Origin of the sequence: Mesorhizobium sp. M0185, assembly GCF_040322175.1 — a bacterium.
Classification (GTDB): domain Bacteria; phylum Pseudomonadota; class Alphaproteobacteria; order Rhizobiales; family Rhizobiaceae; genus Mesorhizobium.
In genome coordinates, this window is record NZ_JAMYSY010000079.1 from 1 (window position 1) to 18,510 (window position 18,510).

The following is an 18,510-nucleotide window of genomic DNA, read 5'->3' on the forward strand; positions in this document are numbered from 1 at the left end:
ACATATGGACGCAAGCGATCGAAAACGACGCAAAACAACCGTTGCAGGCAGGGCGCCGTCCACATATGGATCCCAGGGTCTGCGCCGCGTCGCTTCGCTCCTTGCTCCGCCCTGGGATGACGAATTGGAGGGATATTTCAGCCAATCTCCAAGGTTTGCGATTTGCCACTGAACGGAACTATCGACGTTCGCTGCCGATGACCGCAACCTGTCAAAATCACTATGCGGCGGAACTCGCTTCCGGGGGGACGCGCAGCCAGAGCGCCTTTTCGCCCAATGTGCCAACCATGCCCGCGTGCGCGGTGCGCTCGGCATCGGTCAGGCGCGAGGGCAAGGCGATCGGCCGCACACCGATCGAAATATCGATGTCGTCGACATTCTGCCTGCCGCCCGCCGGAGTCAGGATGCTGTCGAGGATGAGGCTTGCCTGCTTGCCGCCGATGAGCTCGATATAGACCTCGGCCAGCAATTCCGAATCGAGCAGCGCGCCGTGCTTGGTGCGGCGGCCGTTGTCGATGCCGTAGCGGCGGCAGAGCGCATCGAGCGAATTGGGGCCCATCGGATGCTTGCGGCGCGCCAGCGCCAGCGTGTCGACGATCCGTCCCGGATCGATGGCCGGATGGCCAAGCCGGCCGAATTCGAGATTGAGGAAGCCGATGTCGAAGCCGGCATTGTGCGCGACCAGCTTGGCGCCGTCGATGAAGGCCAGAAACTCCTCGGCGATCTCCATGAAAGTCGGCTTGCCCTGAAGATCGGCGGCGCTGATGCCGTGCACGGCCTGCGCCTCGTGATGGATCTGGCGGCCTTGCGGGTTGATGTATTTGTGGAAGGTTCGGCCGGTCGGGAAGCGGTTGACCAGCTCGACGCCGCCAAGCTCGATGACGCGGTCCTCGCGCGTGTCGAGGCCGGTGGTTTCCGTATCGAAGATGATCTCACGCATCGAATCAGTCCACTGGTTCCGGCATCATTCTAGCCGAATCACACCTGGAACAAAATGGCAACAGGTAAAGCGGGCTGCAAGCCTCTTAACCAGGCCTGGCTGCCTTATCCCCGACTAGTTCGGCGACGATCGCATTGACAGCCGCGCGCGCCGCATCAAAGCCCTGGCCGGTGTCGATGACGAAGTCGGCGCGCCGGCGCTTTTCGGCGTCGGCAACCTGCCTGGCCAGGATCGACGCCAGTTTCTCCTCGCTCATGCCCGGGCGCGCCAGCACGCGGGCGCGCTGGACTTCAGGCGGCGCGGTGACGACCACGACCTTGTCGACGCGATCACGGCCGCCGGTCTCGAACAGCAGCGGTATATCGAGCACCGCAAGCGGCGCGCCGGCGGCACGATGTTCAGCCAGGAAGGCATCGGCATCGGCACGGACCAACGGATGGATGATCGCTTCCAGACGTTTCAGGGCGGCGGCGTCGCCGAGCACCCGTTCGGCCAGCTTTGTGCGATCGACCGCACCGGATCGGGTGGTCCCGGGAAAGGCCGCCTCGACCATGGGGGCGGCCTGGCCGGCATAGAGGCGATGCACCGCCTCGTCGGAATCATGGACCGGCACGCCGGCCTCGGCAAACATCTTTGCGGTGGTCGACTTGCCCATGCCGATCGATCCGGTGAGGCCGAGCACGATCATTTTATCGCGCCGATATCGGCGATGATCATTTGCCGCAGTTCGGCGGTGACCTGCGGCCTGGTGCCGAACCAGCGCTCGAAGCCGGGCACCGCCTGGTGCAGCAGCATGCCGAGCCCATCGACGGTTCTCAGGCCGCGCGCTTTGGCCGCGGCAAGCAGCGGCGTCTCCAGCGGCACGTAGACGATGTCGGTGACGATCGCGCCGTCCGGCAGTCTGCGGGGATCGGCGGACAGGCCTTCATTGCCATGCATGCCGAGCGCTGACGTGTTGACCAGCAAGCCGGCATCTTCGAGCAATTCGCCGGTCGCCGCCAAGCCATGGGCGGAGACGCCGGCACCAAAGCGGTCGCGCAGCTCCTGCGCCCTCGCAAGCGTCCGATTGACGATGCGGATGTCGCTGACGCCGCGCTGCTTCAGCGCATGAATAACCGCGCGAGCGGCGCCACCGGCGCCGAGCACCACGGCGCGGCCGTTGGCCGCCCAGCTCGGTGCATATTCGTCCAGATTGGCGGCAAAGCCATGGGCATCGGTGTTGCCGCCCCACAATTCGCCATTCTCGAACCACAGCGTGTTGACCGCACCGATCTGTTCGGCGTCGGCGTCACGCCGCTTGGCCAAAGCGAAGGCGGCTTCCTTGTGCGGGATGGTGACGTTGCCGCCGCGATAGCCTTGTGCCTGCAGCGTCTGCAGGAATTCGGCAAACGCCTCCGGTGCAACGTCGATGGCCTCGTAGACGCCGCCGATACCGTATTTCGCCAGCCAGTAGCCGTGGATCTTCGGAGACCTGGAATGCGCGATCGGGTGGCCCGTGACAAACGCCTTTTTCGTGGCCTCAGCCATCGATCGCCCCGAACTCACGCAGCTTGGCCAGCACCGGCAAAAGTGGCAGGCCGACAATAGTAAAATAGTCGCCTTCGATTTTTTCGAACAGCTGGATGCCTTCGCCTTCGATCTGGTAAGCGCCGACGCTGGACAACGCCTTGGCGCCGACGCGCGCAAGATGGCGGCCGATGAAGGCCGGATCGAGCTTGCGCATGGTCAGGCTGGCGATGCCGACATGCCGCCACAGAACCTGGCCGTCACGGCCGAGCACGACGGCGCTGTTGAGATGATGCGTCTTGCCCGACAGCGCCAGCAGATGACGGCGCGCTCCTTCCATGTCGGCCGGCTTATGGAACAGCTCGTCGCCGAGCGACAGCGTCTGATCGCAGCCGAGCACCAGGGCGCCGGGCTTGCGCTCGCTGACGTCGGTGGCCTTGGCTTCGGCAAGCACCAGGGCGACGTCCTCCGGCGACACGCCACTATTCTGCAGCGGCGCCTCGAGCGCGCGCTCATCGACAGAAGCCGGAACCGCTTCGACAGTGACGCCGGCATTGACGAGCAGCGCCTTGCGGAACGGGCTGCCCGAGGCAAGGATGATTTTTTCAGCCATTTTTTTCGCCTGATCTTTCCTTCTCCCCTTGTGGGAGAAGGTGGATTGGCGCGCAGCGCCAAGACGGTTGAGGGGTGCTGGACGGAGTGCAGGTGATGCCAAGCTGGAACACCCCTCATCCGAGCGAGCTTCGCTCGGCCACCTTCTCCCACAAGGGGAGAAGGTAAGGACCACCCACAGCACAAGCGCCCAAAACCCTAGCGCGTCTTGCCGCGCAGGGCAACGATGGCCGCCGCCGTCTCCTCGATCGAACGGCGGCTGACGTCGATCATCGGCCAGCCATGCCGCGTGCATATCTGGCGGGCATAGGTGAGCTCTTCCGCGATCGCGGCGCGGTCGACATAATCGGTCGGCTCATAGGCGCTGGTGCCGAGAATGCGGTTCTGCCGGACTTGCGATATGCGTTCGGCGGTGGCGACCAGGCCGACGATCAGCGGTCTCCTGGCATTGACCAGGGTTTCGGGCACCGGTACGCCGAGCACAATCGGAATGTTGGCGGTCTTGATGCCGCGATTGGCGAGATAGATGCTGGTCGGCGTCTTCGAGGTGCGGGAGATGCCGACGAGCACGATGTCGGCATCATCCATATTGGCCGGCAGCTGACCATCGTCATGCTCCATGGTGAAGTTGAGCGCGTCGATGCGGCGGAAATATTCGGCGTCCAGCACATGCTGGGCGCCCACGCGTCGGCCGGCAGGCGTGCCGAGATAGGACTGGAACACCGTCAGCACCGGCTCCAGCACCGAGACGCAAGGCAGGCCCATGGCCGCGCAGCGTTCGTCGATACCGCGGGCAAGCTTCTGGTCGACCACCGTGTAGAGGATGATGCCCGGCTCCTCCTCGATGTCCTCGAACACCTTCGTCACCTGCTTTTCGGTGCGGATGAGCGGGTAGATATGTTCGATGGCGCGCGCATCCTTGTATTGCGCGGAAGCCGCGCGGCCGGCGGCCAGCAGCGTTTCGCCGGTGGCGTCTGAAATCAGATGAAGGTGAAAGAAGCTCTGCGGTTTGTTCACAGGATACATTCCAGGCTGTGGGCCGATGTGGATAAGCCGGGCGGAAAACTCGGCCACCGCAAAGCGACTGTATCAGATGGCGGTTTGTCCACAATTCGATGTGCTGTCGGCTTCTCCGGGCGGTTGGGGACAAGTCCGGGGACCGAGCTTTTTGCCTTCGCTTCATCCACAGGGGCAATTTCCCTGGCCTGGCGGCAACGCATTGACTCCAGTCGTAAATTCCCGGTTTTCCACAAAGTCCTGCAATCCCGCTGGAGAAGCGCGCGACAATATGCTGGCTGGTCTTTTCGAGGGCAAAGCGGGACAGGAGACAACCACCACAACCAACAGACTCTTAGAATCATAAGATTCCTAAAAATAGAATATTTAATTATAGGGAAGCCTGGAAAGGCGAGCGCTCAATGCCTCAAGACCGGATCGTGCTGGACGTGTTGAGAGGCAAAGCGGCGTTTCCGCCGCCGCTCTGGATGATGCGCCAGGCCGGCCGCTATCTGCCGGAATACCGGGAGACGAGGAGACGGGCCGGATCCTTCCTCGATCTTTGCTACGACCCGGACCTCGCCGTCGAAGTGACGCTGCAGCCGATCGAACGCTTCGGCTTCGATGCATCGATCCTGTTTTCCGATATTCTTGTCGTGCCGCATGCGCTCGGCCGCGACGTGCGCTTCGAGGAAGGACGCGGCCCGCTGCTGACGCCGATCACGGCTGCGGAAATTGCGGCTCTCGACGGCGAAACGTTTCACGTGAATCTCGAGCCGGTCTACGAGACGGTGCGGCGGTTGCGCGCCAGACTGCCTGATGAAACGACGCTGATCGGCTTTTGCGGTGCGCCCTGGACGGTGGCGACCTACATGATTGCCGGCCACGGTACGCCCGACCAGGCGCCGGCCAGGCTGTTCGCCTATCGCGAGCCGACGGCCTTTCTCCGGCTCTTGAAAGTGCTCGCCGATCATTCGGCTGCCTATCTGATCCGCCAGATCGAGGCTGGCGCCGACGTGGTGCAGATATTCGATTCGTGGTCAGGCGTGCTCGACCAAGCGTCTTTCGAGTTGTTCTGCGTCGAGCCGGTGGCCTCGATCGTCCGGCAAGTGAAGGCTGCCCATCCCAATGTTCCGATCATCGGCTTTCCCAAGGGCGCGGGAGATCACTATCGAAGCTATCGCCAGAAGACCGGCGTGACCGGGCTGGGCCTCGACTGGACCGTGCCATTGTCGACCGCGAAGGAATTGCAGCGTGACGGCGCCGTGCAGGGCAATCTCGATCCGCTGCGGCTTGTAGCCGGCGGCAAGGCGCTTGACGACGGCGTGGGGGCGATCTTGAAGGCGCTGGGCGACGGGCCGCTGATCTTCAATCTCGGCCACGGCATCACGCCGGAGACGCCGCTCGCTCATGTCGAGCGGATGGTCAAGCTGGTGCGGAGCGCATCGTGACGATGATGGGCGCGGACAATGCGAACGGCACCAACACCGGTAAGGGCGCGATGCGCCGCGCGGCAATCGCGATCGCCATTTTCCTGGTGCTGGCCGGGCTGCTGTTGCTGTTCGGGCCCGATGATTTCTATCCCTGGGCGAAGGCGATCCATGTGATTGCCGTCATCTCCTGGATGGCTGGCATGCTCTATTTGCCGCGCTTGCTGGTCTATCATGCCGATGCCGAAAAAGGCTCCGTCCAGTCGGAGACTTTCAAGGTGATGGAGCGCCGCCTGCTGCGCGGCATCATCAATCCGGCAATGGTGATCACCTGGGCATTCGGCCTGTGGCTCGCCTGGAAAGGCTTTGGTTTTCAAGGCGGCTGGCTGCATGCCAAGATCGCTGCGGTGGTTGGCCTGTCGGCCGTGCATGGCTATCTCGCCGGCGCCGTCCGGAAATTTGCCGAAGACCGCAATGAAAAATCGGCAAGGCACTGGCGGATCGTCAATGAGATCCCTACATTGCTGATGATCGTCATCGTCGTCCTGGTTATCGTGAAACCGTTCTGACGTCTTCGGTTGCCCGCAAAAGGCGGCTTGCTCTTTCAACCGACCGACGATAAAAGACGGGTCTTCCTTCCCGTCATGCGCCGCCCATTTATCGCTTCGGCCGCGCCCGGCATTTGTCGCATCCCGCCGATATTTTTCCCAAAGCTTACTCAGAGTCCGTCTAATGATGCAAGAAATGAAACTCACAGAGTTCAAGAACAAGAAACCGCCAGAGCTGATCGCTTATGCGGAATCGCTCGAAGTCGAGAACGCCAGCGTCATGCGCAAGCAGGAGCTGATGTTCGCGATCCTGAAGAGGCTGGCGACCCAGGATATCGAGATCATCGGCGACGGCGTCGTCGAAGTGCTGCAGGACGGCTTTGGCTTCCTGCGCTCTGCCAATGCCAACTATTTGCCAGGTCCCGACGACATCTATATTTCACCGTCGCAGATCCGGCGGTTCTCGCTGAAGACCGGCGATACGGTTGAAGGGCCGATCCGCAGCCCGAAAGAGGGCGAGCGCTATTTCGCGCTGCTCAAGGTCAACACGATCAATTTCGACGACCCGGAAAAAATCCGCCACAAGATCCACTTCGACAATCTGACGCCGCTTTATCCGACGTCGCGGCTGAAGATGGAGATGGAGGTTCCGACCTCCAAGGATATTTCGGCGCGCGTCATCGACCTGGTGGCGCCGCTCGGCAAGGGCCAGCGCGCGTTGATCGTGGCGCAGCCGCGCACCGGCAAGACGGTGCTGCTGCAGAACATCGCCCATTCGATCACCACCAACCATCCGGAATGCTATTTGATCGTGCTTCTGATCGACGAGCGGCCGGAGGAAGTCACCGACATGCAGCGCTCGGTGAAGGGCGAGGTGGTGTCGTCGACGTTTGACGAGCCGGCGGTGCGCCACGTCCAGGTTGCCGAAATGGTTATCGAGAAGGCCAAGCGCCTGGTCGAGCACGGCCGTGACGTCGTCATCCTGCTGGATTCGATCACCCGCCTCGGCCGCGCCTACAACACCGTCGTGCCGTCATCCGGCAAGGTGCTGACCGGTGGTGTCGACGCCAACGCGCTGCAGCGGCCGAAGCGCTTCTTCGGTGCTGCCCGCAACATCGAGGAAGGCGGCTCGCTGACCATCATCGCCACGGCGCTGATCGATACCGGCAGCCGCATGGACGAGGTCATCTTCGAAGAGTTCAAGGGCACCGGCAATTCGGAAATCGTGCTCGACCGCAAGGTGGCGGACAAGCGCATCTATCCGGCAATGGACATCCTCAAATCCGGCACCCGCAAGGAAGACCTGCTGGTTCCGCGCCAGGACCTGCAGAAGATCTTCGTGCTGCGCCGCATCCTGGCGCCGATGGGAACGACCGACGCCATCGAGTTCCTTATCGACAAGCTCAAGCAGACCAAGACCAACGCGGATTTCTTCGATTCGATGAATACGTAAGCGGGGTGCCCTTTCCTTCTCCCCTTGTGGGAGAAGGTGGCCGAGCGAAGCTCGGTCGGATGAGGGGTGTTCCAGCTTGGCACCGACGGCGATCCGTCCAGCACCCCTCAACCGTCTTGGCGCTGCGCGCCAATCCATCTTCTCCCACAAGGGGAGAAGGGAAGGCCGTGCCGCATTCCCTCACCTATCCGCGCCGCAGCATCCCTTCCAGCTCATCGGCTTCCATTACCACCGGCAGGCAGACCTGCCCCGTGCAGAGCCAGGCGCCGGGCTCGGCCGTTGGCGGCAGGACGCCGCCTGGCAAGGCCGGCAGATTTGTCGCCGAGCCAACAGGCACGACGATGTCCACCCGGCGCGGGTCTGGATTTCGATTCGCAACCGGAACAAGCCTTGTATTCTCCGGTCTATCCACGATCACCAGCTTCAGCGGTTCAAGCGCCAAGGCACAGGCATTGACTATACCCGCCTGGCCATAGCCCTGGTGCTCCGCCCGCCCGCCCGCGTGCTCTGCGACTGTCCAGGCTTTTTCCCAGAGATCGAGATCGCCCGAAAGCGACGACAATCGGACCAGGGCTTCGATGATCTGGCCGGTAGCGGAAGGAATGGCTTCGTCGACATCGCCGCGGATGCGGATCGGCACATCCGCGCTGTCGGACGCGGTCAGATAGTAGCCGGTCTTGTCGCTGTCCCGGTGCCAAAGATCGAGTTGCTCAATGAAGTTCCCGGCGCGATCTATATAGTCGGGATCGCCGGTCGCCTCGAACAGTGAGATGGCGGCGTTGGCCATGGCGGCATAGTCGCTCGACAGAGCCGGAAACAGCTTCTTTGCGCCGAGCATCGAATGCGGCAGGCGGCCGTCACGTCCGGCAGCCGCAATGGCGGCAAAGGCCGCTGCCGCCGCTTCGATCCAGTCGGATCGGCCAAGCGACCGTCCGGCCTCGGCAAGGGCTGCGATCATCAAGCCGTTCCAGTCGGTCAGGGCCTTGCCGTCACGCCCGGGCCGCACGCGCTGTTCCCTCGCTGCCAGCAGCCTTTGCTTGAGCGGAACCAGAAGGTCACGATCGACGACGCTCTGCGCCTGTTGAGCATCAGTCTGGCAAATGATCGGCTTGCCTTCCCAACCATGCGGACCGGCAAGCGTGAAGTATTTGAAAAACAATGCTGAATCGTTGCCAAGGGCTGCTTCGAGCTCATCCCTGCTCCAGGTGTAGAACAACCCCTCCTCGCCCTCGCTGTCGGCATCAAGGCTGGCGGCAAAGGCATCGCCCTCGACTCGCATTTCGCGCAACAGCCAGGCAATCGTCTCTTCGATTCGCAGCCGGAACAATTCCTTGCCGGTTGACGCATAGGCCCAATTGCACAAGCGGATGAGCTGGGCATTGTCGTAGAGCATTTTTTCGAAATGCGGGACCAGCCATTCGGCGTCGGTCGAGTAGCGGCTGAGTCCGCCGCCAATATGGTCATAGATGCCGCCGGCCAGCATTTTTTCGAGGCTGAGGAGAACGGCGTCGCGGTGGGATGCGGTGCCGTTGCGCAGCCAGGACAGCCAGAGGCTCTGCATGAACGGCGCGTTGGGGAATTTCGGCGCGCCGCGCAGACCGCCCAAATCGCGGTCGATCATGCCGTCAATGCCATTGGCGAGGTTCGCCAGCATCCCGCGGTCGAGCACGGCCTTGCCATGGCTGCCCGCCAGCCGCGTCTCGACATGCGTGGTCAGGCCGTCGGCACTCTGGTTAACGCCTTCTTTCTTCTCCCGCCAAGCCTTGTCAACCGCCTCCAGCACCTGGACGAAACCCGGCCGGCCGTAGCGGGCTTCGCGCGGAAAGTAAGTGCCGCCCCAGAACGGCTTGCCCTCCGGCGTCAGGAACATGGTCAGCGGCCAGCCGCCCTGCTCGCCCATCGAGGACAGCGCCGCCATGTAGATCTGGTCGATGTCGGGGCGCTCCTCGCGGTCGACCTTGATATTGACGAAGAGACGGTTCATGACGGCGGCGACGTCGTCGTTCTCGAAGCTCTCATGCGCCATGACGTGGCACCAATGGCAAGCGGCGTAGCCGACAGAGAGCAGGATCGGACGCTGCAGCACCTTTGCTTCGGCCAGAGCGGCGGGCGACCATGGCCGCCAGTGCACTGGATTGCCGCTGTGCTGCTGCAGATAGGGGCTGGCCTCTTCGGCAAGCAGGTTTTGTGCAGGCAATGTCACGGCGCTACTCGATGGCGGATTGAACAGGATAGCTAGGGCGCTTCGGCAGAGCGGGCAAATGATTTCAAAAGACTCCATCGTGGCGCAGTCGAGCGGGCGCTTGCCGGCCGGTATTGCAGTGATCCGGATTTCGGGGCCGCAGAGTCGATTCGCTGTCGAAACGATTGCGGGATCGAAGGTACCAAACCGCGTTGCCACCTATCGCAAGTTCCGGGCGCCCGACGGATCGGTGCTGGACAGCGGCCTGGTCGTCTTCTTTGCCGGCCCCGACAGTTTTACCGGCGAGGACGTTGCAGAGTTCCATGTGCATGGCGGGCGCGCCGTTGTGGCGAGGATGCTGGAAACGATCGCCTCCTTCGACGGCGTCAGGCATGCCGAGCCTGGCGAATTCACCCGCCGCGCCTTTCTCAACGGCAAGCTCGATCTGGTCGAAACCGAGGCGCTGGCCGATCTCATCAACGCCGAAACCGAGGCGCAGCGGCGCTTTGCCGTTCACAACGCCCAAGGCGTGCAGAGCGAACTCTATCTGGGCTGGCGCCGACGGCTGATCCTCGCCCGCGCGATGATCGAGGCCGAGATCGACTTTGCCGACGAGGATGACGTGCCGGGCTCGGTGGCCGATACAGTCTGGTCCGATGTCCGGGCGATGATCGGGGAAATAGAGCGTCACGTCGCCGGCTTCCGCGCTGCCGAAATCATTCGCGATGGGTTCGAAGTGGTAATCCTCGGCGCGCCGAATGCCGGCAAGTCCAGCCTGTTCAACGCGCTGGCGCGGCGCGAAGCGGCCATCGTCACCGACGAGCCGGGCACGACCCGCGACCTGCTCGAGGTGGTACTGGACCTTGAGGGGATGCGGGTCAGGGTAACCGACACCGCCGGCCTGCGCGAGGCGCGTAGCATGATCGAGGCGATCGGCATCGAGAAAGCCAGGACCAAGGCGCACAGCGCCGATCTGCTGTTGCTGCTTGAGGATATGGCGGAGCCAATCGCGATCGGTGTGCCGCCGGGCGACATTCAGGCGCTGAGGGTCGGAACAAAAATTGACCTGTTGGGGGGCAAATCGCCCTCGCCCGCGGCGCACTATGATTTCGCTATCTCGACGCGGGACGGCACGGGTCTGGCCGAACTGCTGGACGAGATCGGGCGTCGTGCCGCAGTCCAGATCGGCAAGGCCGGCGATATCCTGCCGTCGCGGCTGCGGCACGTCGAGCTGCTCAACGAGACGAAACGCTTCCTGCTCGCAGCAGTGGCCAGTGGTGATCGCGGGCAGGAGCTACGGGCCGAGGAACTGCGCCTGGCGGCGGATCGGCTTGGACGCATCGTCGGGGCGGTCGATGTCGAGGATATGCTCGATGTGATTTTTTCGCAGTTCTGTATCGGCAAATGACTCACGTGAAACATAGGGGAAGGAACACACCGGGGTGATTCACGTGAAACATGGGCCCAGGAATAGGGGGACTGTTTCACGTGAAACGATCTCGCTCGTAGCGTCTCCCCTTCTCCCCTTGGGGGAGAAGGTGGCCGAGCGAAGCTCGGTCGGATGAGGGGTGTTCCAGCTTGGCACCAACAGTGCTCCGTCCAGCACCCCCTCAGCCGTCTTGGCGCTGCGCGCCAATCCACCTTCTCCCACAAGGGTGTTTGGACTGGGGACATCGCGAACAGATGTGCGAGGACATCGCGAACAGTTTTGCATGCTATCGCGCCAGGACATTGAGGTCGATGGTTTCTATTTTCTGATGTCTGAACCAGGCGTCGAAGACACCGTCTGTGGCGGTGGGCCTGAAGGCGACGGATTTTCCTGTGAAGGCCCTGCACAAACGCATGGTGCGGCCAAGAATGGAGACGAAGCCATGCTGCTGTACGCGGCGGATGAGATCGCCCTTGGCGTATTCGAACGGCTCGACCGTTTCGCGATAAGGGCGCAGCGATGCCCAGTAGCGATCGAGCGGCACGCCGCCGTCCAGCGCATCGTGGGGACGCTGGGCGTTGTAGACATGGCGCCACTGGTCGAATGCGTCCTGGGCCTTGGCGAGATCGGCGAAGGGCGGTCCCTGCAGCGCCTCGGCCTTGAGCGAGCGATGGAAGCGCTCGTCCTTGCCGAGGGTCTGGGGATGGCAAGGCCTGGAGTGGCTGACGGCGATGCCGGTTTCGATCAGCCAGACGGTGAGCAGCGTGAAGTCGTTGCGGCCGCCATCGCCCCAGGGCGGGCCATTATCGGTGGCGATGCGCCACGGCAAGCCATAGCGGCGGAAGGCGGTGACCAGCCGGGCTTTTACGGTTGCGGTGGTCTGGTCGGCGCAGGCCGACAGCGCGACCGAGAAGCGCGAATGGTCATCAAGCACGGTGAGCGGATGCAGGCGGCCGCAACGCAAGGCGACGTGACCCTTGAAGTCCATCTGCCACAGATCGTTGGGGGCGGCATGCTCGAAGCGGATGAAGGACTGCGCTCCACCGCCCGACGTTCCCAACTCAATGCCGTTGCGACGCAGGATGCCGGTTACCGTCGAGGCCGCCGGCGTGCCGATACCCTCGCGGGCAAGCACACGCGCGATCTTGCGTCCACCCCAAGCCGGATGCGCCATACGCACCGCAAGGGCCGCCGCTTCCACCTCCGGCGCGCTGCGCGCCGGGCTCGATCGTGGCCGCCGCGACTGTTCGACCAGCCCAGCCTCCCCCTCGATCCGATAGCGCGAAAGCAGCTTGTGGCCACAGGTCCGGCCGATACCGAAGCGCTGGCACAGCACGCTTACATTCGCTCCTTTCGCCGACGCCAGCCTCACAAACTCCAGCTTCTGCTTCATCACGCTTCTGTCCTCGAATGGCATCCCGAACCCCCTCGCGCAAAAGCGCAAAACTGTTCGCGATGTCCTCGCACATCTGTTCGCGATGTCTCCGGTCCAAACAAAGGGGAGAAGGGAAGACAAAACGGCGCCAGGCGATCTCTGTCTGCATTGTCGGGGGCAGTCATGCGTCTGAAGCGCCCTGCGTCCTTGACAGCGCGTGCCTCCAGGGACATGTGTCGGTCCACTTGAATTCGGGATTCTGAAATGACCAATCACTATGATGTGGTTGTGGTGGGCGGCGGTCATGCTGGTTGCGAGGCAGCCAGTGCCGCTGCGCGGGCTGGCGCCAGGACGGCGCTGGTGACGCTGCGCTTCGACACGATCGGCGTGATGTCCTGCAATCCGGCGATCGGCGGCCTCGGCAAGGGCCATCTGGTTCGCGAAATCGACGCCATGGACGGGCTGATGGGGCGCGTCGCCGATGCCGCCGGCATCCAGTTCCGCCTGCTCAACCGCCGCAAGGGGCCAGCGGTGCGTGGTCCGCGAACGCAGGCCGACCGAAAACTCTATCGCCTCGCCATGCAGGCGGCAATCCGCCAGCAGGCTGGCCTCGATGTCATCGAAGGCGAGGTGCTGGATTTCGAAATCAACAACGGGGAAATCGACGACGGACGCATCGCGGCGGTACTATTGGCGGATGGAAGCCGGCTCGCCTGCGGCGCCGTGGTGCTGACGACCGGCACTTTTTTGCGCGGGCTGATCCATATCGGCGAAAAGAAGATCGTCGCCGGCCGTATGAACGAGCAGGCGAGCATCGGCCTGTCGGCGACGATGAGCCGCGCCGGCTTCAGGCTCGGGCGGCTGAAGACCGGCACGCCGCCGCGGCTGGATGGCAGGACGATCGATTGGGCGTCACTGGAGAGCCAGGCGGCGGACGAGGACCCCGTGCCGTTCTCGCTGCTGACCGATCGCATCGAAAATCCGCAGATCCATTGCGGCATTACCCGAACGATCAATGCAACGCACGAGCTGATTCGCGCCAATCTCGGCCGCTCGGCCATGTATTCGGGGTCGATAGAAGGCGTCGGGCCGCGTTATTGCCCGTCGATCGAAGACAAGATCGTCAAGTTCGGTGACCGCGAAGGCCACCAGATCTTTCTGGAGCCGGAAGGGCTGGACGACGACACGGTGTACCCGAACGGCATTTCGACCTCGCTGCCCGAGGACGTGCAACTCGACATCCTGAAGACCATTCCGGGGCTGGAGCGGGCAACCATGCTGCAGCCGGGCTATGCCATCGAGTATGACCATGTCGATCCACGCGAGCTCAAGCCAACGCTGGAAACAAGGCGGATCGCCGGCCTTTTCCTCGCCGGCCAGATCAACGGCACCACCGGCTACGAGGAGGCCGGCGCGCAAGGGCTGCTTGCCGGCTTGAATGCAGCGCGCAAGGCGTCGGCGAGCGAGGAAATCGTGCTGAGCCGCACCGAAGCCTATATCGGCGTGATGGTCGACGATTTGACCAGCCGCGGCATCGCCGAGCCGTACCGCATGTTCACCTCAAGGGCCGAGTTCCGGCTATCGCTGCGAGCCGACAACGCCGATGAGCGGCTGACGCCACTGGCGATAAGGCTGGGGATTGCCTCGCCGGAGCGGATGCAGCGGTTCAACAATGTCGTGCAAGACCTTGAGAAGGCGCGACAGCTCGCCCTCGGCACCACCATGACCCCCAATGAGGCAGCGCGCCATGGGCTCGAAATCAACCGGGACGGCGTCCGCCGCTCGGCCTATGAGTTGCTGGCCTATCCCGGCGTCGACATCGCCTGGCTGGCGCGGATCGAGCCGGCTTTCGCGGCGATCGACAGTAAAACGGCCGAACGTCTTGAAACGGAAGCCAAATATTCTGTCTATCTCGACCGCCAGCAGGCCGATGTTTCGCAGATCAGGCATGAGGAGAGCAGGCTTATTCCCGAGTCGCTCGACTTTGCTTCTGTTCCCGGCCTGTCGAACGAGTTGAAGCAGAAGATGCTGGCACGCCAGCCGCGCTCGATTGCCGATGCGCAACGCATGGAAGGCATGACGCCGGCGGCGCTGGCGATTATTGTCGCCCATGTCCGCAATGCCGAGGCGGCTGCGCGAAAGCAGGTCGCGTGAGCGCTGCGTCCTGGGCAAACCTGCAGGCGGCAGCGGGCCCGGTTTCACGTGAAACATTCGATCGCCTGGTCGAGTTCGAGGCCGTCTTCCAGAAATGGAACCGCCGGATCAATCTGGCCGCGCAATCGACGCAGGATGATGTCTGGCGCCGCCACATCCTCGACAGCGCGCAGCTGGCGCGAATCAAACCAGAGGCGAAGCGCTGGGTCGATCTCGGCTCCGGCGGTGGGTTTCCCGGCCTTGTGCTGGCCTTTTTGCTTGCCGAGCGGGACGGCGCCGGTATCGACCTGGTTGAAAGCAACCGGAAAAAAGCATCGTTCCTGCAAGCGGTCATCGGACAGTTCAGCCTGCCCGCCAAGGTTATCGCGCGCCGCATCGACGACAGCTATCCTCTTGTTCCTGCATCCCAAATCGTCACAGCCAGGGCACTCGCCTCGCTTCCGGCCTTGCTCGACCTGGCGGCACCGTGGCTGACCAAGGGGTCGCGCGGCCTGTTTCACAAAGGCCGGGATTACCGCGCCGAAGTGGCAGAAAGCGCTCAACGATGGTCTTTCGATCTGGTAGAACATGCCAGTGCAACCGACGCGCAGGGCGTCATTCTCGAAGTATCCGACTTGCGACAGCACCCTGGCTTGTGACCGGCGACCCAAATGAATTTCTGGCATAGACCCATGATGAAGAACGGCCCCCGAATCATTACCGTCGCCAACCAGAAGGGCGGCGTCGGCAAGACGACGACCGCCATCAATCTGGCCACCGCGCTGGCGGCCATAGGCGAACAGGTGCTGATCGTCGATCTCGACCCGCAGGGCAACGCCAGCACCGGGCTTGGCATCGACCGGCGCGACCGCACCGTCTCGTCCTATGATGTGCTGACCGGCGAGCTAGATCTCGAAGCGGCGGCGATCCCGACGGCGGTGCCTGGCCTGTCGATCGTACCGTCGACGCTCGACCTGCTCGGCATCGAGATGGAAATCGCCTCGGCGCCGGATCGGGTGCTGCGGCTGCGCAACGCTCTACGGGCTTCGGCCGAGCGCTCGGCCAATTTCGGCTATGTGCTGATCGACTGCCCGCCCTCGCTCAACCTGCTGACGCTGAATTCGATGGCTGCGGCCGATTCGGTGCTGGTGCCGCTGCAGTGCGAGTTTTTCGCGCTGGAGGGCCTGAGCCAGCTTTTGGAGACGGTCGAGCAGGTGCGCCGCTCGATCAACCCCGACCTGACGATCCAGGGCATCGTGCTGACCATGTTCGACGGGCGCAACAATCTCGCCAACCAGGTGGTGCAGGATGTGCGGGCGCATATGGGCGACAAGGTCTATGAAACCGTCATCCCGCGCAATGTCCGCGTTTCCGAGGCGCCGTCCTATGGCAAGCCGGCGATTCTCTACGACCTCAAATGCTCGGGCAGCCAGGCCTATCTGCAGCTTGCTTCGGAAGTCATCCGCCGCGAGCGCAAATTGCGTGCTGCCTGAACGATAAGCCGATTCGACACCGAAACGATCTGGACGGACGATGAACGAAGACCCTTCGAGGAAAAGACTGGGACGGGGACTGGCGGCGCTGATCGGCGAAATCGATCGCCCGGCGGCACCGGAAAAGCCCGGGCTGGCGGCCGACGGCAAGGTGCCGATCGAGTTCCTCAGCCCCAATCCCAAAAACCCGCGCCGGCATTTTGGCGACGCCGACCTGACCGACCTCGCCCAGTCGATCCGCGAACATGGCGTGGTGCAGCCGGTGGTGGCGCGGCCGTCGAAAACCCAAACGGGCCGCTACGAGATCATCGCAGGCGAGCGTCGTTGGCGCGCGGCGCAACGCGCCGGGCTGACCGAAATCCCGATCATCGTACGCGACGTCAACGATCGCACGGCGCTCGAACTGGCGATCATCGAAAACGTCCAGCGCACCGACCTCAACCCGGTCGAGGAGGCGCTGGGCTACCAGCAGCTGATCGACGACCACGGCTATACCCAAGCCGATCTCGGCCAGGTGATCGGCAAGAGCCGCAGCCATGTCGCCAATACGCTGAGGCTGCTCAAGCTGCCCGACGTCATTCGCGACATGCTGGTCGACGGCGCGCTCTCGGCCGGCCACGCCCGCACCCTGGTGACCGCCGAGGACCCGGCCGGGCTTGCCAAGCGGATCATCAACGAGGGGCTTTCGGTGCGCCAGGCCGAGGCGCTGGCGCAGATGCCGGTCGGCGCGCCGGCGGCAAAGCGCCAGCCCGCGCCCCCGCCGCAAAAGGATGCCGACACGCTGGCGCTGGAGCGGCTGATGACCAGCACGATCGGCATGATCGTCACGATCGAGCACAACCAGCGCGGCGGCGTGATCAGCGTCGCCTACCGGACGCTGGAGCAGCTCGACGAGCTTTGCCGAAGGCTGAAGCGGGAGTAGGTAGGTTGCTAAAATTAGCCGGCAAATAACGTTTTGCTGCCGCGCGGTGATTGGCGAAATCGTCGAAGTAGTTAATCTCTCCCCTTGAGGGGGAGATGGCCGGCAGGCCAGAAGGGGTCGTCAAATTTCAAGCGCCCACGTCCTCTGTCTTCGCGGAAGGGGTGGTGTTCTACGCGCTGTGACCCCCTCTGTCGCCTTTGGCGACATCTCCCCCTCAAGGGGGGAGATCAGGTGCGCTGCGCCAGCCTTGCGCTCTCCACGGCAATGCCGAGCAGGGCTTGGCGTGCCAGCGCGATCGACAGATCCGGCCGCCGGCGTGTCTGCAGGACCGCCGTCTGCAGGCGGTTGAGTGCGCGGCCGAGCGCTTCGCTGCTCCACCGTTCGAGGGCTTTCTCGACCAGCTTGCGCCGCGAAAAAAAAACCGGCGGGCGCGCCGCGGCTACGACCGAAGCGGCATTGCGGCCGCCGGCGTCCATCAGGCCGCGCATCGCCTGGATCGCCTGCAACTGCCGCATCGCCGATGACAGCACCAGAAAGGGCTGGCCGCCGGACTGGCAATGGCGGGTGAAGGCGGTGTCGAAGTCGGCGATCCTGCCTTCGAGCAGGGCGTCGACCGCCGCGTCGAAGGAGAGGCCCGAGACATCGCCAGACGTCGCCTTGACGTCGTCGAGGCCGATTTCGGGCTGGCCATGCGCATAAAGCACAAGCTTTTCGATCTCGCCGCGCGAGGCCAGCCGGTCGCCGCCGAGATTGCGGCGCAGCGCCTGCCGCGCCTCCAGTGTCATCGACATGCCGGCCTTGCGCAGTTCGTCGTCGATGACCGTATCGATATCCCTGGCCTCATCGGCATAGCAAGGCAATGCCATGGCATTGTCCGCCGCCTCCACCACGGCGCGCAGGCCGACGCCCTTCTTCAGGTCGCCGGCCTCGATGAGGATGATGGCGTCCCGCGCGGGCTCCGACGTCAGCGCCTTGACGTCGTCGGCAAGCGCCTTCTGGGCGCCGGCATTGCGCACCCATAGCAGGCGCCGCTCCGAAAACATCGGCACGGTGCGGGCCTCGTCGAGCAGGCGGCCCTCGTCGCGATCGACCTCCGAACCGTCCAGCCTGACGACCGAGAACGGATCGTCAAGCGGCAGGCCGGTCTTGCCGGCAAAGGCCTTTGCCCGCTCGGCAACCAGCCCGCGATCGGGACCGTAAAGCAGCACGATCGAGACGCGCGGATCCGGCTTCGCGAGCCATGCATCGACCTCGTATGCTTTCTTTTGTGCCATGGGCGCTGATTAGCATGACGCGGGCGCGGGGTGAACGGAGGGATGGCGGTATTGTATCGAGACGCCGGAGGGTAGAGGGGGCGCGAAGGAAGACCAGCCTCTCAAGACGGGGGTTCCTCTCCCCCGCAAAGCGCTAGGGCATATACACATCTCGCAGAGCCCATCCATCGGCACAGGCACGGAAGTAGGCCAGGCCGTTGTAGAAGGTGATTGGTCC

At 63.4% G+C, this 18,510-nt stretch carries 16 protein-coding genes; 8 read left to right on the forward strand and 8 right to left on the reverse strand.

The window, feature by feature from the left end:
• Positions 1-220: 220 nt before the first annotated feature.
• The 5 genes from dnaQ to NKJ20_RS32160 all read right to left on the reverse strand — a co-directional run bounded on the left by dnaQ (position 221) and on the right by NKJ20_RS32160 (position 4,075).
• A complete protein-coding gene (gene dnaQ, locus NKJ20_RS32140; protein ID WP_352458814.1) occupies positions 221-940 on the reverse strand; it encodes a DNA polymerase III subunit epsilon in 720 nt (239 codons plus the stop codon).
• Between the two features lie 85 nt (positions 941-1,025).
• On the reverse strand, positions 1,026-1,628 hold the full coding sequence (gene coaE / locus NKJ20_RS32145; protein ID WP_352453665.1) for a dephospho-CoA kinase: 603 nt from the start codon (positions 1,626-1,628) through the stop codon (positions 1,026-1,028).
• Positions 1,625-2,467, reverse strand: a complete 843-nt coding sequence (locus NKJ20_RS32150; RefSeq protein ID WP_352453666.1) for a shikimate dehydrogenase — start codon at positions 2,465-2,467, stop codon at positions 1,625-1,627. The genes coaE and NKJ20_RS32150 overlap by 4 nt, the downstream gene beginning before the upstream one ends.
• Positions 2,460-3,059, reverse strand: a complete 600-nt coding sequence (locus tag NKJ20_RS32155) for a Maf-like protein (protein ID WP_352458815.1) — start codon at positions 3,057-3,059, stop codon at positions 2,460-2,462. Before NKJ20_RS32155 ends, NKJ20_RS32150 begins: the two co-directional genes overlap by 8 nt.
• 197 nt (positions 3,060-3,256) lie before the next feature.
• Positions 3,257-4,075: a pyruvate, water dikinase regulatory protein gene (locus NKJ20_RS32160; RefSeq protein ID WP_352453668.1), complete on the reverse strand. Its 819-nt coding sequence runs from the start codon at positions 4,073-4,075 to the stop codon at positions 3,257-3,259.
• A gap of 401 nt (positions 4,076-4,476) precedes the next feature.
• On the opposite strand from NKJ20_RS32160, the gene hemE reads away from it, so the two are divergent.
• The 3 genes from hemE (at position 4,477) to rho (ending at position 7,485) form a co-directional block, all read left to right on the forward strand.
• The gene (gene hemE / locus NKJ20_RS32165; RefSeq protein WP_352749539.1) at positions 4,477-5,505 is read left to right on the forward strand and encodes a uroporphyrinogen decarboxylase; all 1,029 of its coding nucleotides are present in this window, start codon (positions 4,477-4,479) and stop codon (positions 5,503-5,505) included.
• 2 nt (positions 5,506-5,507) lie between these two features.
• Positions 5,508-6,053: a protoporphyrinogen oxidase HemJ gene (gene hemJ / locus NKJ20_RS32170; RefSeq protein ID WP_031211566.1), complete on the forward strand. Its 546-nt coding sequence runs from the start codon at positions 5,508-5,510 to the stop codon at positions 6,051-6,053.
• 166 nt (positions 6,054-6,219) lie between these two features.
• Positions 6,220-7,485: a transcription termination factor Rho gene (rho, locus tag NKJ20_RS32175; protein WP_023675925.1), complete on the forward strand. Its 1,266-nt coding sequence runs from the start codon at positions 6,220-6,222 to the stop codon at positions 7,483-7,485.
• 184 nt (positions 7,486-7,669) lie between these two features.
• Here rho and NKJ20_RS32180 read toward each other — a convergent pair whose 3' ends face one another.
• Positions 7,670-9,688 (reverse strand): thioredoxin domain-containing protein, encoded by a 2,019-nt coding sequence (locus tag NKJ20_RS32180; protein ID WP_352749541.1) that lies wholly within the window; start codon positions 9,686-9,688, stop codon positions 7,670-7,672.
• A gap of 58 nt (positions 9,689-9,746) precedes the next feature.
• Here NKJ20_RS32180 and mnmE point away from each other — a divergent pair, with 58 nt between their 5' ends.
• A complete protein-coding gene (mnmE, locus tag NKJ20_RS32185; protein WP_352749544.1) occupies positions 9,747-11,075 on the forward strand; it encodes a tRNA uridine-5-carboxymethylaminomethyl(34) synthesis GTPase MnmE in 1,329 nt (442 codons plus the stop codon).
• Positions 11,076-11,382: 307 nt separating this feature from the next.
• Here mnmE and NKJ20_RS32190 read toward each other — a convergent pair whose 3' ends face one another.
• On the reverse strand, positions 11,383-12,513 hold the full coding sequence (locus NKJ20_RS32190; RefSeq protein WP_352749546.1) for an IS481 family transposase: 1,131 nt from the start codon (positions 12,511-12,513) through the stop codon (positions 11,383-11,385).
• 222 nt (positions 12,514-12,735) lie between these two features.
• Here NKJ20_RS32190 and mnmG point away from each other — a divergent pair, with 222 nt between their 5' ends.
• From mnmG to NKJ20_RS32210, 4 genes are read left to right on the forward strand one after another with little or no spacing between them, the layout of a single operon-like run.
• Positions 12,736-14,625, forward strand: a complete 1,890-nt coding sequence (mnmG, locus tag NKJ20_RS32195; protein WP_352749549.1) for a tRNA uridine-5-carboxymethylaminomethyl(34) synthesis enzyme MnmG — start codon at positions 12,736-12,738, stop codon at positions 14,623-14,625.
• Positions 14,622-15,263, forward strand: a complete 642-nt coding sequence (rsmG, locus tag NKJ20_RS32200; protein ID WP_352749551.1) for a 16S rRNA (guanine(527)-N(7))-methyltransferase RsmG — start codon at positions 14,622-14,624, stop codon at positions 15,261-15,263. Before mnmG ends, rsmG begins: the two co-directional genes overlap by 4 nt.
• 33 nt (positions 15,264-15,296) lie before the next feature.
• On the forward strand, positions 15,297-16,097 hold the full coding sequence (locus NKJ20_RS32205) for a ParA family protein (protein WP_084642633.1): 801 nt from the start codon (positions 15,297-15,299) through the stop codon (positions 16,095-16,097).
• Between the two features lie 40 nt (positions 16,098-16,137).
• Complete coding sequence (locus NKJ20_RS32210) at positions 16,138-17,019, forward strand: ParB/RepB/Spo0J family partition protein (protein ID WP_352749554.1); 882 nt, start codon at positions 16,138-16,140, stop codon at positions 17,017-17,019.
• A gap of 227 nt (positions 17,020-17,246) precedes the next feature.
• Here NKJ20_RS32210 and holA read toward each other — a convergent pair whose 3' ends face one another.
• Positions 17,247-18,293: a DNA polymerase III subunit delta gene (gene holA, locus NKJ20_RS32215; protein ID WP_352749557.1), complete on the reverse strand. Its 1,047-nt coding sequence runs from the start codon at positions 18,291-18,293 to the stop codon at positions 17,247-17,249.
• Positions 18,294-18,510 lie beyond the last annotated feature (217 nt).